This window comes from Mesorhizobium tianshanense (genome assembly GCF_007830515.1).
Classification (GTDB): Bacteria; Pseudomonadota; Alphaproteobacteria; order Rhizobiales; family Rhizobiaceae; genus Mesorhizobium; species Mesorhizobium tianshanense.
The window spans coordinates 173,511-188,327 of record NZ_VLKT01000004.1; the positions used below are offsets into that span (position 1 = coordinate 173,511).

General features: G+C 62.5%; 13 protein-coding genes and 1 pseudogene. 8 read left to right on the plus strand and 6 right to left on the minus strand.

The window, feature by feature from the left end; translation table 11 throughout:
* Window positions 1-55 precede the first annotated feature (55 nt).
* The 8 genes from IQ26_RS04755 (at window position 56) to IQ26_RS04790 (ending at window position 7,449) form a co-directional block, all read left to right on the plus strand.
* Window positions 56-1,027 (plus strand): Gfo/Idh/MocA family protein, encoded by a 972-nt coding sequence (locus IQ26_RS04755; RefSeq protein ID WP_145714371.1) that lies wholly within the window; start codon window positions 56-58, stop codon window positions 1,025-1,027.
* Window positions 1,024-2,019 carry a Gfo/Idh/MocA family protein gene (locus IQ26_RS04760; protein WP_145714375.1) on the plus strand — a complete coding sequence of 332 codons (996 nt, stop codon included), beginning with the start codon at window positions 1,024-1,026 and terminating at the stop codon, window positions 2,017-2,019. The genes IQ26_RS04755 and IQ26_RS04760 overlap by 4 nt, the downstream gene beginning before the upstream one ends.
* A complete protein-coding gene (locus tag IQ26_RS04765) occupies window positions 2,009-2,962 on the plus strand; it encodes a dihydrodipicolinate synthase family protein (protein WP_276316401.1) in 954 nt (317 codons plus the stop codon). The genes IQ26_RS04760 and IQ26_RS04765 overlap by 11 nt, the downstream gene beginning before the upstream one ends.
* A 257-nt stretch (window positions 2,963-3,219) precedes the next feature.
* A complete protein-coding gene (locus IQ26_RS04770; protein WP_145714381.1) occupies window positions 3,220-3,990 on the plus strand; it encodes a TIGR01458 family HAD-type hydrolase in 771 nt (256 codons plus the stop codon).
* Window positions 3,991-4,107: 117 nt separating this feature from the next.
* Window positions 4,108-4,593 (plus strand): cupin domain-containing protein, encoded by a 486-nt coding sequence (locus IQ26_RS04775; protein ID WP_145714384.1) that lies wholly within the window; start codon window positions 4,108-4,110, stop codon window positions 4,591-4,593.
* Window positions 4,594-4,723: 130 nt separating this feature from the next.
* Entirely contained in the window at window positions 4,724-5,152 is a 429-nt protein-coding gene (locus IQ26_RS04780; RefSeq protein ID WP_145714387.1) for an antitoxin Xre-like helix-turn-helix domain-containing protein, read from the plus strand.
* Between the two features lie 15 nt (window positions 5,153-5,167).
* A complete protein-coding gene (locus IQ26_RS04785; protein WP_240547004.1) occupies window positions 5,168-5,845 on the plus strand; it encodes an RES family NAD+ phosphorylase in 678 nt (225 codons plus the stop codon).
* Window positions 5,846-6,333: 488 nt separating this feature from the next.
* On the plus strand, window positions 6,334-7,449 hold the full coding sequence (locus IQ26_RS04790; RefSeq protein ID WP_145714393.1) for a Fic family protein: 1,116 nt from the start codon (window positions 6,334-6,336) through the stop codon (window positions 7,447-7,449).
* Window positions 7,450-7,767: 318 nt separating this feature from the next.
* Here the strand turns inward: IQ26_RS04790 and IQ26_RS04795 are convergent.
* The 6 genes and pseudogenes from IQ26_RS04795 to IQ26_RS04820 form a co-directional block, all read right to left on the minus strand.
* Window positions 7,768-7,863, minus strand: a pseudogene (locus IQ26_RS04795) (IS5/IS1182 family transposase); the annotation flags it as partial.
* A gap of 38 nt (window positions 7,864-7,901) precedes the next feature.
* On the minus strand, window positions 7,902-9,365 hold the full coding sequence (locus tag IQ26_RS04800; RefSeq protein ID WP_145714397.1) for an NAD(P)-dependent oxidoreductase: 1,464 nt from the start codon (window positions 9,363-9,365) through the stop codon (window positions 7,902-7,904).
* Window positions 9,366-9,453: 88 nt separating this feature from the next.
* Window positions 9,454-10,719 (minus strand): NAD(P)/FAD-dependent oxidoreductase, encoded by a 1,266-nt coding sequence (locus IQ26_RS04805; protein ID WP_145714400.1) that lies wholly within the window; start codon window positions 10,717-10,719, stop codon window positions 9,454-9,456.
* A 24-nt stretch (window positions 10,720-10,743) separates the two neighbouring features.
* Window positions 10,744-11,526, minus strand: coding sequence for an HpcH/HpaI aldolase family protein (locus tag IQ26_RS04810; RefSeq protein WP_145714403.1), 783 nt, complete (start codon window positions 11,524-11,526; stop codon window positions 10,744-10,746).
* A gap of 17 nt (window positions 11,527-11,543) precedes the next feature.
* Window positions 11,544-13,238 (minus strand): GMC family oxidoreductase, encoded by a 1,695-nt coding sequence (locus tag IQ26_RS04815; protein ID WP_145714406.1) that lies wholly within the window; start codon window positions 13,236-13,238, stop codon window positions 11,544-11,546.
* Window positions 13,239-13,253: 15 nt separating this feature from the next.
* On the minus strand, window positions 13,254-14,732 hold the full coding sequence (locus IQ26_RS04820; RefSeq protein ID WP_145714409.1) for an aldehyde dehydrogenase family protein: 1,479 nt from the start codon (window positions 14,730-14,732) through the stop codon (window positions 13,254-13,256).
* Between the last annotated feature and the right edge of the window lie 85 nt (window positions 14,733-14,817).

A 14,817-nucleotide genomic window follows, 5' to 3' on the forward strand; every position in this document is an offset into this window, starting at 1 on the left:
CTTGTAGTATAGCGACTTGTAGGATATCCTGCAAGCAAAAGGATGCGTCACTGAAATGAAGATTGTCCTGGCCGGCTCAAGCCATTGGCACGCCGAAATGCATCTCGACGCTGCACACTCTTGTGGCGCCGAAATTGCCGGCATTTGGGATGAGGACGCGGAGCATGCGCGCGCCTTCGCGACACGCCATCATTTGCCGTCCATTGCGGATTTTGGGAAAATCCTCTCCAGCCCGCCGGACGTCATCCTGCTGATGGGGCATCCTTCGACGGTGCCCGCGCGGGCACGTGCCGTCATCGAAGCCGGCATACCGCTGATCCTGGAAAAGCCGGCGGCGAGCAACACCGCAGCGTTGGCCGCGCTGCGCGACCTGGCAAGGCAGCATCAGGCCTTTGTCGGCGTTCCCCTGCCCAACCGCTTTGGGCCGGCCGTCATTGCCTTTGAACGGCTGCGCCAGCAGGGCCGTGCCGGTGCGGTTGCGCATTGCCAGTTCCGGCTGGTCAATGGCCCGCCGCAGCGCTACGCGGCCGACGGTGTCGGCTGGGTCGTGGACCCGGCGATCGGCGGTGGTGGTGCGCTGAGAAACCTCGGCATACACGGCGTGAACGCCGCGCTCAGCCTGGCAACCGGCGGGCTTGGCCTGAAAGCCGTTTCGATCGAGAACCGCATTCACCGCGCCCCGGTCGAGGACCATGCGTTGCTTATGCTGGAAGACGCTGCCGGAGCGTTGTTCGTTGTCGAGGCAGGATACACTTTCGCGTCGATGCGCCCTGGCGGCGACTTCGAATGGCGCATCGTCAGTGCGAATGCGACCCTCATCGACTATGGCGACCGCGCCATCTGCGCCACACTCGACGATGGCGCTTTTGTCGACTTGCCGATCGAATTGCCGGCGACGCGCTACCGCCTAGGCATGAGCGACACGCTCGACCGGCTGGCCCGAAAGGTGCCGCCGGCGACTTCAATCGGTGACTATGTTGCGGCGATGTCGCTGATCGACGCCGCGTATGAAAAGGCAGGACGATGATTGGAATAGGCATTATCGGAGCGGGCGATTTCGGCGCGGCCCATGCAAGGGCAATCGGGCAAGTGCACGGCCTGCATCTCGTCGCATCGTGCCGCGGGAATAACGATGCCCTGGCCGCCTTCACGGCCGAACATGGTGGTCGCGGCCACACCGACTGGCGCAAGCTGCTGGACGACAAGGATGTCGACGCCGTCCTCATCGCCAGCCCTCACCATCTCCACGCCGAAATGGCCATCGGTGCGGCAAAGGCCGGCAAGCACATCATGCTCGAAAAGCCGATGGCACCGACGGCTGCGGCCTGCGACGCGATCAACGCCGCCGTCGCCGCCGGCGGTGTCAAGCTCATGGTCGCGCATCTCATGCATTTCGCCCTGCCCTGCATGGCGGCCAGGCAGGCGCTGGAGGAAGGAGCACTCGGCCGGCCGCTCGTTGGATCGAGCTGGATCATCAAACTGTGGATGGAGCACAATCGCCGCGACTGGCATCTGCGCAAGGTAACCGGCGGCGGCATGCTGTTGACGGCCGGTATTCATGCGCTCGACCGCCTGGTCTGGCTGATGGATGACAATGTCGTGTCGGTGAGTGCAATGCTTGGCGCCAAGTGCCATGACCAGGAAGCCGACGACACCGCCCTGCTCGGGCTGCGCTTTGCCGGCGGCGGGCTCGGCCAGGTGCAGAGCGTCGGCTATCGCAATGGCGCGGCCGGCTACGCCATGGACCTGGTCTGCGAGCGGGGAACGCTGCGTATCGACATGGACCGCGGCACGATGCTTGGCCGCGATACGATCTGGACCGAGCTGCCCGGTTCGTTCGAGCCGAAATGGATGCACAAGGCGCTGGTGCGCGAATGGAGCGCGATGCGCGATGCCGTTGCGGACGACAGGCCGGTGCCGGTCGACGGTGCTTATGGACGCAAGATCATCGGCATCATCGAGGCCGCCTTTGCGTCGAACGAGACCCGGCGCGAGCACGAGATCGCCGGTGCGCGCTGAGCTCTACGACCACCTGACCCACTTGCCCGCACGCGCGCCGCGCGGCGTCTGGGGCGCGGTGATGCTGGCCATCGACGATCGCGGCGCGATCGACTGGGAGGCGACGGAAGAGACAATCGCACGGCTCTGCGCGACCGGTGTCGACGGCATCTACTGCAACGGCACGGCTTGTGAATTCCACTGCCAGACCGAACCCGAGTTCGACCGTCTTTGCGAACTGGTAGCCGCGATAGCCGGCCGCGCGCGCCTCCCCTTCCAGATCGGCATCAGCCAGTCCAATCCGCGGGTCGCGCGCGAGCGGCTGATGCGAATGTCGGCGCTTCACCCGGCGGCCGTGCAATTCACCTTGCCTGACTGGTGGCCGCCCAGCGACAGCGAGGTCATGCGCTTCGTCGGCGGTCTGTGCGAGACTGCGCCTGACATGCCGCTGGTGCTCTACAATCCACCGCACGCCAAGCGCCGCCTAACGCTCGAAGACATCGCCAGGCTGCGTGCAGCCATGCCATCGCTGGTCGGCGCCAAGCTGCCGGGCGGAGACGCCAGCTGGTACGCCGACATGCGCCGCGAACTGCCGGGATTTTCGGTCTTCGTGCCCGGCCATACGCTGGCGACGGGATATGCCCAGGGCGCCCACGGCAGCTATTCCAACGTCGCCTGCCTCAATCCGAAGGGCGCGATGACATGGTGGCACATGATCCGCACCGACGCGGCAGCCGCAGCCGAGGTCGAGGCGCGCATCCAGGCCTTTCTCGCCACACAGGTTCTGCCTTTTCGCGCTCGCTACGATGTCGGCGATGCGGCGCTCGACAAAGCGATGGCGGCGGCAGGCGGCTGGGCGCCGCTTGGCCCGCGACTGCTCTGGCCTTACAGCTCGGTTCCCGAAGAGGAGATCGCGACACTGGCCGAAGCCGCGCGCACGGCCTTCCCCGAATGGTGGCAGTGAGCGTCGGTTCAAGGTGCAACCAATCCAAGCCGATCTTGGATGGAGGAAGAACAAGCGGTCATGCGAGCCTCACAGTCCCGAAGCAGATCGCCTCGAAGGCGATGACCGGTGGCAGATCCGCCCAGCCGTCAGCTTCCGCGGCAGTGGTCACGAGATCCATCCCGCGATCGGCACCCGTGCCTGCTCTGATCCAAAAGGTAGAACCACGGCTTTGTTCCGGATTTGACGCATGGCGCACGCGTGGTCATGCTGGGCCGATGACAAGGGGTGTGCTGCTGGACCTTGCAGGCGTCATCTATGATGGCGAGACCGCCATACCAGGCGGGGTCGACGCAGTCGCGCGTTTGCGTCAGGCTGGTTTTGCCGTACGCTTCGTAAGCAATACCACGCGCTCGGCGAAACAAAGGGTCCTCCAACGTCTGGAGGCGATGGGACTCACCCTTGCCACGGCAGATGTTTTCACGCCGGCGCAAGCCGCGCGCGAATGGCTCCTTAGCAATGGCCGTGCGCCACACTTGTTGATTCACCCCGGCCTTGCGCCGGATTTTTACGAACTGCCGGATCGCGACAAGCGCGCCGTCATCGTCGGTGACGCCGGAGAGGCCTTCACCTATGCGGCGTTGAATGACGCGTTCCGCGAGCTTGAGCACGGCGCCGAATTGCTGGCCCTTGCCACCAACCGGACGTTTCGGGATAGCGACGGCGGGCTCAGCCTCGATGCAGGGCCATTCGTAGCGGCATTGGAATTTGCCTCGCTGAAACGCGCGACCGTTCTTGGCAAGCCCTCGTCGGCATTCTTTCTGGCGGCGCTGGCAAGCATGGACTGTGCGCCAGATCAGGCGATCATGGTCGGCGACGACGCCGAGGCCGATATAGCTGGCGCCCTGCGCGCCGAACTTTCGGGCGCGTTGCTGGTGCGGACGGGTAAATACCGGCAAGGCGACGAGGAACGGTTTGATCCGCGCCCGACCGCAACCGTCGCCGATCTAGCGGCGGCAGCCGACTGGATCATCGCGCACCAGGACTGATCGAGGTTCGTACCATGACCGGCGCATCGCGGCGCCGATCGTCTTTGGGTATTCTAGGCTCGCTGAATGGAGATCCCGCCACCCTTTACTTCTACGATCCGTGGAAAGGAAACGACGATGAGTGATATCGACAGCAAGGAGTTCGTTCTTGCGGGCGTCGTCATGAAACGCCTGTTATCCGGAGAACAGACCGCGGGGCAGTTCTGCCTCTTCGAAAACAAAAGCGACGGAAATACGAGGACGCCGATCCATGTCCACGCCAAGGACGACGAGACGGTTTACATTGTCGAAGGCGAGCTGACTGCGGTGGTCGACGGCCAACCTAGGCGCCTGATCGCTGGCGAGAGCATCTTCCTGCCGCGCGGCATTCCGCACCAGCTTATGAACATGAGCGGCAATCCTTGCAGATATATCTTGATCGGGGTCCCAGCTCTGTTCGACCGGTTTCTCGAGGAAGGTGGCCACGAACATCAACCGGACGAAGCCGTAGGACCGCCGACACCCGAGGAGATCGAGCGACTCCGCCAAGCTTCGCCAAGGTTCGGCATCACCTTGCTCTCGGATTGGCCAAAGGCGGCGCTGGGCTCGCAGATGCGACCGTGACCTACCTCAACGCCGGCGTCCTGATGCAGCAACCCAGTTGCTCTTGGTTGCCCGTCGACCAGGGCTTGCATTCTGGACAGTTTGCCATCATCTGATGTATGGGTTCACTATCAAGTGATGGAGAGAACCAATGCTTACCGCCGCGCGCCCACCTACCATCCTGCCGGAACGACAGGACTTTTCTGCCGAAGCCGATCGCGCCAGACTGTCGAAGGTGGCGCTCAAGGCCTATAAGCGTCTTGTCGAGCATTGGGGACTTACGGGGCAACAGGCCGCGGCACTGCTAGACGTTTCGACAAGCACCTGGGAGCGGCTGAAGCAAGGGGGAAAGGACAAGTCCCTCAGCCAGGACCAGTTGACCCGCATCTCGGCCTTGGTCGGGATCTACAAGGGCCTCCACCTATTGTTCGCTGACGATATGGCCGATCGCTGGCCCAAGCTCGACAACAAGGGTCCCCTCTTCGCCCGCATGAATCCCATCGAGTCGATGATGAGGGGCGGCATTCCACAGATGCTCGAGGTGCGCAGATATGTCGATGCAGTCCGTGGAGGACTGTGATTGTCGATCGACAGTGTGCCGGTCGTCACCGAGGCGTTCCCGAAGACTGTCCGATTGGTGACGACGGCGCGCCTTCGCGCGGCGGTGCTTGTCCCACTGGTGGACGGCGATGATGAACTCGATCTCCTGGCGGAAATTGAAGGAGCAACGAGCACCCGGCTTATCGCCCAGGACCGAGGCATTTCAGGTCTTGCCGCCAACGAACTCGTCTACGACGTGCCCCATGCACACTTCATCAATGCATCCTTTGCCTACGCCAAGCCGCAGCAACCCAACCGGTTCAATGGCGCCGACCGCGGTGCCTGGTACGCCGCTCTCGACGTCGCCACCTGCCTGAGTGAAGTAGGCTATCACCTGACGAACGCGTTGGCGGATGCGGGCGACTTCAACGCCACCGTCGAATATGCGGAAATGTTTTGCAGTCTCGCTGGCGATTTCCTCGATCTGCGACAGGTTTCTGGTCATCCATCGCTCGATCCGGATAAGGCGAAGGCCTATCCCGTTGGCAACGCGTTGGCCGACAGTGCCCGGGTCGTGGGTCTCAACGGTATCATCTATCCCTCGGTGAGACACAAGGGCGGCACCTGCCTCGTTGCGTTGAGGCCTGCTGCGGTACAGTCGGTTCGGCAGGGGGTCATCTATCGGATGATTTGGCGAGGTGATCCAACGCCAACGGTCCAAGGGCCGCTCTGACCGTTGGGCCCGATATCGCACGCTTCCCATACGTTCGATCGAAGAGTATGCGAACAGTCGTTTGATGTCGCGGTTGCCGCCGCCGCTAACCGACGGGAATGTCGAAACTATTCTGAGACGGTAGAAAAACCGCCAAGACTGGCGAACTGAATCGTGGACCCGGAGGACGTCACAAGAAGACTGATTTCAGCTTTTTCGTGGGCCCAAAATCATAAATCTTCCCGCATTGTCTCGTATGGTTCCGCCACAGACAGTTGAATGGCCGTATGGTTGTCGCGATCGTCGCAGCTGCGATGTGGCGTACATGGTGCTGATGATGCCGACGGGTTCGCAAAGTGACATCGGCAGTGACGATGATCAATATGCGTCATGAGCGGACTGTCGTTGAATCGCGCCTGGGGTGAAGTCCCTGGCTCTGAGGCATAGAGAAGATTGCTATAGATCATTATCTATGACAGGATGAGTTATAGAAAGGTGCTCTATAGCTCATGGCATGGAATTGGGAGCAGGCTGACTGGCCGTATTTTGCCTACGACAAGAAGGTATTGGAACCGCTGGAAAGCGAGTTCCTGTTGCGATCGGGCGAATTCCTGGGCGTCTTTCGTCACGTCGGTTCCGACGATCGCGATCAGATCCGCATCGATCTTATCAGTGAAGAGGCCTTGAAGACATCTGCGATTGAGGGAGAGTACCTTGACCGCGCGAACCTGCAATCATCCTTGCGCCAGCAACTTGGGCTGGGCAGCGAGACCAGGCGCATTCCGCCCGCCGAGCGCGGTATCGCCGAAATGATGGCCAATGTGTATTTGCATTTTGCCGATCCGCTCTCGCATCGCACCCTCTACGCTTGGCACAAGATGGTGATGTCGGGTGAGCGACGCATCGAGACGATCGGCAACTATCGCCAGCATGAGGATGCCATGCAGATCGTTTCCAATCGGCTGGACAAGCCCAAGGTGCATTTCGAAGCGCCGCCCTCGGCGCGGGTGAAAACTGAAATGGATGCCTTCGCCGCCTGGTTCAACGGCACCTCGCCCAAAGGCAAGGCACCGCTCCCCGCGCTAACGCGTGCCGGGATCGCGCACCTCTATTTCGAGAGCATTCACCCGTTCGAGGATGGCAACGGCCGCATAGGGCGTGCCCTTTGCGAAAAGGTGCTGGCACAAAACCTGGGCGAGCCCAGCCTCATTGCTTTGGCGTACACGATCGAACGCCACCGCAAGGCCTATTACGACAGCCTGGAAGCCAGCAACAAAAGCAACGCGATTACAGATTGGCTGCTCTATTTCGCCAACACGATCCTTGAAGCGCAGCGTGTAACGCTAGCCCGTGTCGAATTCTCCGTCGCCAAGGCCAAGTTTTACGAACGCCACCGCAATCAGTTCAACGAGCGGCAGGAAAAGGTTATCGCTCGTATGTTCCGCGAGGGGATCGACGGCTTCAAGGGTGGTCTCAGCGCCGAAAACTACATCGCCATCACGCAGGCATCACGCGCAACGGCTACCAGAGATTTACAGGATTTGGTTACGAAGGGCGCGCTTACAAGGACCGGGGAGCGTAGGCACACACGCTACGCGCTCCACATACCCCATTCTAACAGGTAGGTTTTCTAGCACTCGTATCCACGATCTCGCACGAAACGCCGCGTGCTGAACGTCAGGTCCTAACCGTAGTTCAACTTACATCGCTCCTCAGGCACTCCGGACGCGGTGAGAGAGCGTCAGCCGCGAGCTTGCCGGCAACTGCATCGCTTTTACGGCTTGAGCAAATGCCGCCGCCCTGACCAAGACGGCGGATCAGCCGGCCACCTCATTGTTGATGGTGCGACTGTCGTTGATGGCGCCAGCGGCCGACCGGCAGAACTCACGCGGTTATGCTTGTGAGCAGTGCTGAGTGTCTGAATCAAAATGAGCGTCGTGGTTTCAGGGCCCTGCGAGCCTGCGCGTGAGCAGGCGGATATTTGCGATGAAGACCCGCGCTTCGGCGGATGCGATGGTTCGTTCGAAGTCCTTGGCCAGGTGCGGATCAAAAAGCACTGCCCGCCCGCTGGCTCGCGCTATCCCGGAATAATATTCTGGTGATACGGACCTCTGAGGTTCGATTGTTCGATACCAAGGCAAAGGCGATTTATCAGCCGGACAAGCTCTTCGCCTTGTTCTGCGACGATCTTGCCGCGCTCGTGCGGACGCGCGTCCGAAAGAGCCCTCCACAACCGGGATTGTCGATCACAGAGATCAGCCAGTTCCGAACATTCCTGCACGGTCAATTTCAAAAGATCACGTTCCGTCACCGGTCCAATGCCGGAGGGGGTGGTCGCCCCTAGAGAAACGTAGTCTGACGGCACGGTGCCTTTTGCGTTGGTCACCGATTTGCGACAGATGAGGTCGAAGATCACGTCGACGGCTTGCTTGGCTCCGGCGACGCGCGAAGGATGGTCCGTATCGGCTGCGGCGTGCGGCAGAAGTTCAAGCTTGGCGCCGTGCTTTTCCACCAAGTCGAGATAAGGCAGCATCGGGCCGGAAAGGCTGCCGGTCGAAGCGTCCCTGAACAGGTCGGCATCGATGGCGGCGTGACGTAGCTGGCCAGAGGCGAGCGCGCCCTCGAGAGCCTGAACGTCGACAAGCTCGCCGCGGTCGTAGTTGATCAGCACCGCACCATTCTTCATACGTGACAGGACGTCCGCGCCGACCAGCCCCGCATTGGCATAGCTCCCGGTTTGCGCATTCAGTTTGCCCAGCCCGACATGGACGCTCAGCACGTCCGCGCCCTCAGCCGCCTCGGCAGGACTTAGCGCATAGGCGAATCCCTCGGCCTCTATCCACTCCCGGTGGCGCGGCCGTGCGTGGATCACCACGCGCATGCCGAAGGCGCGGGCAAGCTTGGCCACCTCTCTGCCGATATTGCCGTAGCCGACGATCGCGATCGTCTTGCCTTCGAGCTTCTCGGTGGGGAAATCGCGCAGGTCCCTGCCGGTGTCGAACGCGCCCCGCGCGACCCGGCCGTGAAGCCTTTCGATCGGGAGATCCGGCATGACCTTGAGGATCGCCTTCATCACCATCTGCGCGGTGGCGCGGCTGTTGATGCCGGGCGTGTTCATCAGCACCGCCGTGCCGCCATCGCCACTGCCGCCACCCCAGGAGCGTGAGCCCATATTGCCGGTGCCGGCACCGATCCGCACGCCGGCCAGCGGAAAGACGGTTTCGGGAGGCAGGAATGTCGCGGCGGCAATGACCGCGTCATAGCGCCCGTCGCTCGCGGCTTCGAGCAGCTCTTCACGGGTGCTAAGATCCGGCTGGTAGAAGAAATGCACCCGGCCACGCTCGAGTTCTGTCCTGTCGCTAAGCGCAGCCGCGTGAAAGCTGCCGCCCTTGAATTCGATATGCGTGCGCACTTCGCTGGGGTCAGGCTTGCCGTCGGGTCCGAAGCGCAGGCCGACCAGATCGCAGATCAGCACGGTGTAGACGGTCTGCGGATCGATCTGATCGGCTGCGTCCAAATCTGTCTTTGCATCCGCGATCACGTCGTCATTTCCTCCTGCGAGAGCGTGTCCGTTGGCAATCGCTGGCCTAAGCAGTTTCCAGCCTCGCCAGCAGACAACCGCCGATCAATCAGAATCTATCAGCCCGGAAAGGCGTCAGATCGATTGCCGGCGGCAGACCCGCGGCAAGCTGCGACACGATCTTGCCGGTGACGGCGCCCCCGATCAGGCCCTGATGGCCGTGGCCGAAGGCGTAGATGACGTTCTTCGCCCGCGATGCCCGGTCGATGACCGGAATGCTGTCGGGCGTGCCGGGACGGTGCCCCATCCAGCGCGTGACCTCGCCAACTTCCAGTTTCCTGAACATCGGCCGCGCCTGTTTGAGAAGAACGTCCGCCCGGCGCATGTTTGCTGGTGCTTGCAGGCCAGCGAACTCGACATTGCCGGCGATCCGCAGTCCATCCTCCATCGGCGAGGCGACGAATTTGCGGTCGGCCGAGATCGTCTGGATCCGCAGGCCCGTGTCGGCGCCCTTGACCATGATGTGATAGCCGCGCTCGCTCTCCAGCGGAATGCGGTCGCCAAGCTTGCGGGCAAGCTCGCCGGACCAGGCGCCGGCACAAACCACCACGGTCTCCACCGGCATGCTCCCGCCGCCCTCAAGCCGCAGCGCCGACGGGCCATCGGCGGCCATGTCGAAGCCGAGCACTTTTGCGCGCACGAAGCGGGCGCCCTGACGCGCCGCATGTTCGGCGAGCCTAGCGACAAGCCGGCCGGGGTTTGGGCATTGCCCCTGTTCGGGCAGATAGACCGCGCTCTTGAAGATCGGCGCCAGAGCCGGTTCGAGCTGGCGGATTTCGTCGCCATCGAGGATGTCCACCCTGACGCCGTGCTCGCGGCGAAGCCCCAAGCCATAAGCGCCCTTGGAAGGCCCATCGGCCGTTTCGTGGACGAAAAGCTGGCCGCGTTTCTGCAGCAAGTCCTCGCAGACGGCAGCCTTGATCAATGGCTCGTAGCACTCGAATGTATAGCGGTGCAGCGAGCGCATCGCCGCCGATATCTCCTCGACGCGGGGCTTGCGGCTGGCGGCAAGGAAGCGCAGCAGCCATGGCAGTGCGTGCGGCAGATAGGCCAGCCGCACGATCAACGGCCCTTCCGGGTCCATCAGCCATTTCGGCACGTTGCCGAGCACGCCTGGCATCGAGTTCGGGATGCAGGATCCCGGGCAGATGCCGCCGGCATTGCCGAACGAGCACTGCTCTTCCGAGCCCGGCAAGGCAGGATCGACCACCTCGACGGCGAAACCCTGCTCGAGCAGGTAGTTCGCGGTGCAGACCCCGATAATGCCGGCGCCGATGACCGTCACCTTGCCGCGCCGCGTGCTTGTCGGTGTCATGACGATCGATCCGGATTGTGCCGATCAGGGTGCGATCGGGTTCGGCGTGCCGGCGCGGAAGGCCGGCAGCGAACGCGACACCATCTGCTGCAGCATGCGAAAGTCGGAGAGATAGGCCATGAAGCGATAGCCCATCTTGCGCATGTCGACGCCATAGGCGACCGAGCCGCAATGGATGCCGGGAATGACGCTGGCTTCCTTGCACTTGGCGGCGATGTACTCGATCGCCTCATAGACGGCCGGATAGCGGGGATCGAAGCCCGGCGCCTCGCCCATGGTCACGGCCAGATCCGACGGGCCGACGAAGATGGCATCGAGGTTTGGCGTCTTCAGGATGTCTTCCAGGTTCTTGACCGCCTGTTCACTCTCGATCATCGCCATGGTGATGATGGTGTCGTTGGCATGCTGGAAATAGTCCGCGCCGGCATAGAGCGAGGCGCGCAGCGGACCGACGCTGCGGCCGCCCTTGGGGAAATAGCGGCAAGCCTTGACGAAGGCCTCCGCTTCCTCGGCGGTGTTGACCATCGGACAGATCACGCCATAGGCGCCGGCATCGAGCACCTTGCCGATGATGGCCGGATCGTTCCAGGGCACGCGCACCAGCGGCGTCGTGTCCGTGGTCGAGATCGCCTGCAGCATCGGCACCGCATCGATGTAGTCGGTCGCGCCATGCTGGAGGTCCACCGTCAGCGCGTCCCAGCCCTGCTGGGCCATCAGTTCCGCCGAGATCGACGATGGAATGCCCAGCCAGCCGGTCACCACTTCGCCGCCGGCGGCCCAGATGTCTTTAACCTTGTTCTTGCGCATAGCCTTGAGGTCCTTTGCTATTGTCGAGAATGCAAAATCAGGTCCGCCGCCTTTTCAGCGATGGCGATCGTCGTGATGTTGGTGTTGGCGGCGATGATCGTCGGCATGATCGAGGCGTCGACGACCCGCAGCCCCTGCACGCCGCGCACGCGGCACTCGGCATCGAGCACTGCCATCGGATCGTTATCGCTGCCCATCTTGCAGGTGCCAGAGACATGCCAGCCGGACCAGACGGATTGCTTGACCCAATCGGCGATCAGCTCCTCGTTCCTGACCATCGCATGGATGCGGTCGGTGGTGCCGAACTTGCGCCTGAGCAATATCTCGCGGAAGAACGGCGCATAGTCGAAGAGGTAGGCGGCCGTCGCCGTCTTGACCCAGTTCGACGGCTTGCGGACGCTGAGCGCACGCGCCTCGTCGCTGTAGCCCGCCAGGAACCAGGTATTGACGTGTTGCTGGACGTCAGGCGTTTCCATGATCCTGCAAATGCGCTTGAAGCCATCCACCAGGCGCATGAGGTCGCGACCGTCCGAGGCGAGATTCAGATCGACGATCGGCTCCTCAGCCTGCGCCGAGGTCTTCAAAGTGACGGTTCCGCGCGAATAGGATTTGTTGACGCAGACATTGAGCGCGCCCATCGCCTTGCCGAGGGGATGCCAGCCTGCGCGGTTGACGGGCATCAAGAGCATGTCGCCCGGATGGCAGTCGGCATAATTCGAGGAGTATCTGACGCCGAGAAAAATGTGTCGCCGCTGGCCAGGCTTGAGACGCGCGGACTTCTTGAAATGCGCGCCGACGGCCAGATGCGGATGGTCGGTCAGGTTCTCACCGACGCCCGGCCGATCGGCTATGACCTCGATGCCCAGCCGCTTCAGTTGCGCCGCCGGTCCGATGCCGGCACGAAGCAGGATGGCCGGCGAGTGCAAGGCGCCGGCTGAAACGATCGTCTCATTGGCATAGTAGGTGTTCGTCCGGCCATCGATCGTGACCTCGGCGCCCGTGATGCGCGTTCCGCTGGTCACTAGTTTCTCGACGAAGGCGTTGGCGAAGATATGCAGGTTTTCGCGGGCGCGCGCCTCCTTGTCGAGATAGCCGGTCGCTGTCGACACGCGGCGGTCGTTCTCATTCGACAGCGGCAGCGGGAACGATCCGTCCTGGAAGCTGGCATTGTAGTCCGGCCGGTAGGGGTATTCGGCTTCCGTCACCTTGAGGACGGATTTGGTGAAACCGGCCCAATCCTGCGGGAAGACCCGCCGGATCGGAATCCGGCCGGTCTTGTTGTGGAGATCGCCGTCGAAATCGAGATCGCGCTCGAGCTTCTTGAGGTAGGGCAGCATGCCGTCCCATCCCCATCCGGCGAGGCCGAGCCCTTCCCATTCGTCATAGTCATGCGGCAGGCCGCGCACGGCGAACTGGCCGTTGATGCTGGAACCGCCGCCCATCACCTTGGCCTGTTCGAGCTTGGCAGTCTTGACCACTTGTGCATTCTGCTTCGGCGAGCGGTTGAAGACGCGCAGTTCCGTCCAGTGGTATTTCGGGTCGAAATAGGAAAGACCGGGATAGCTGTCCGCGATCACCTCCGGGACGTCATCTGGAGGTGTGTCGGGTCCGGCTTCGAAGAGCGCGACCTGCTTGGTGCCGTTTTCCGAAAGACGGCTGGCGAGCACTGCTCCGGCCGAGCCGCCGCCGACAATGATGTAGTCGAATTGCATAGGCGTGCGCTCGCTTCAGGCGTAGTTGGCCCAGATGGCCTTTTGGCGAAGGAACGCCTCGATTCCGGCGCGGCCCATATCCTTGCCGAAGCCGGACCCCTTGTAGCCGCCGGCCGGATAGGTGAACTCCGGGCCGCGCCCGTGCTGGTTGATCCAGACCATGCCGGCCTCGATCGAATCCGCTGCCTTGAGCGCTTTCTTCAAGTCCGTGGTGTGGACGCTGGCGGCAAGCCCGTAGACTGGATGCGCCGCCTGGGCGAGACCGTCCTCGAGGTCGGCAAAGGTACGCACGGTCAGGACCGGACCAAAAAACTCGTCCTTGAAGCCGATATTGTCGTCGGAAACGTTTTCCAGGATCGTCGGCGCGAAAAAGCTGCCCTCGTTGCGGCCTTCGAGCACCGTACCGCCGGTGACCACCGAAGCGCCTTGGTTGACGCTGTTGCGGACCATCGTGTCGATCCGCTCGAGCTGTTTGCGGCTGATGATCGGAGCAAAGGTCGTCGTCTCGTCCCAGGTCGCACCGGCCTTGATCGCCTTGGCCCGGGCGATGACACGCTCGACGAGCTGATCCGCGATCTTGTCCTCGACGATCAGCCGCGAGCCCGCTGTGCAGACCTGCCCGGCATTGTCCATGAAAGCCGCCGCGACACGGCCGGCCACCGCATCGATATCCCCGGCATCGGCTAGCACCAGTTGCGGGCTTTTGCCGCCGAGTTCGAGGGTGACCGGCTTGATGCCGGACTGGGCCGCCAGCGTCATGATCCCAGCACCGGTCTGCGTCGAGCCGGTGAACGAGATTTTCAAGACATCGGGATGGCGCACGATCGCCGCTCCCGTCGTGTGGCCATAGCCGTTGACGACGTTGAACAGGCCGGCCGGAACGCCGGCCTTGCCCGCCAGCTCGGCCAAGGCGAGAAGGCTGTGCGGCGTCAGCTCGGAAGTCTTCATCACCACTGCATTGCCGGCGGCCAGCGCCGGCGCGAATTTCCAGGCGGCGGTGATCATCGGGAAGTTCCACGGAACGATCGCGCCAACGATGCCGTAGGGCTCATGCTTGACGATGCTCAGCGCATTCGCCTCGGTCGAGGTGACCGTGCCTTCGATCTTGTCGCAGAACTCGGCGTAGTAGCGCACGACGCCGGCGGTGCGAACCGCGTCGCGGGTGATGGTCATCGAAATCAGCCGGCTCGATCCCATCGCCTCCAGCTGTCCAAGGTAGGTGGCGTTGTCCTTGATCAATGCCGCGAAGCGCAACAGCACGGCGGCGCGGTCGCGAGGCGCGATCTTCGCCCAACGGCTTTGCGCAAGTGCTTTCCTGGCGGCATCGACCGCCTGTTGCACCGCGACTTCGCCACCGTCGGTGATCCTGCCCATGTGCTGGAGGTCGGACGGCCTGAGGACTTCGATTTCCGTGCCGGGCAATTCCATGAACTGCCCGCCGATATGATGCCCCCTTGGGATGGCGATTGTGGCGGGATCGAAACTCAGCGTCATTGATATTTTTCCTTTTGCGGCCAACTCGAAGGGGGGCGCATTCGACGATGTCCGCTTGACTGTTGTGCGTGAAGCAGGCGTGCCT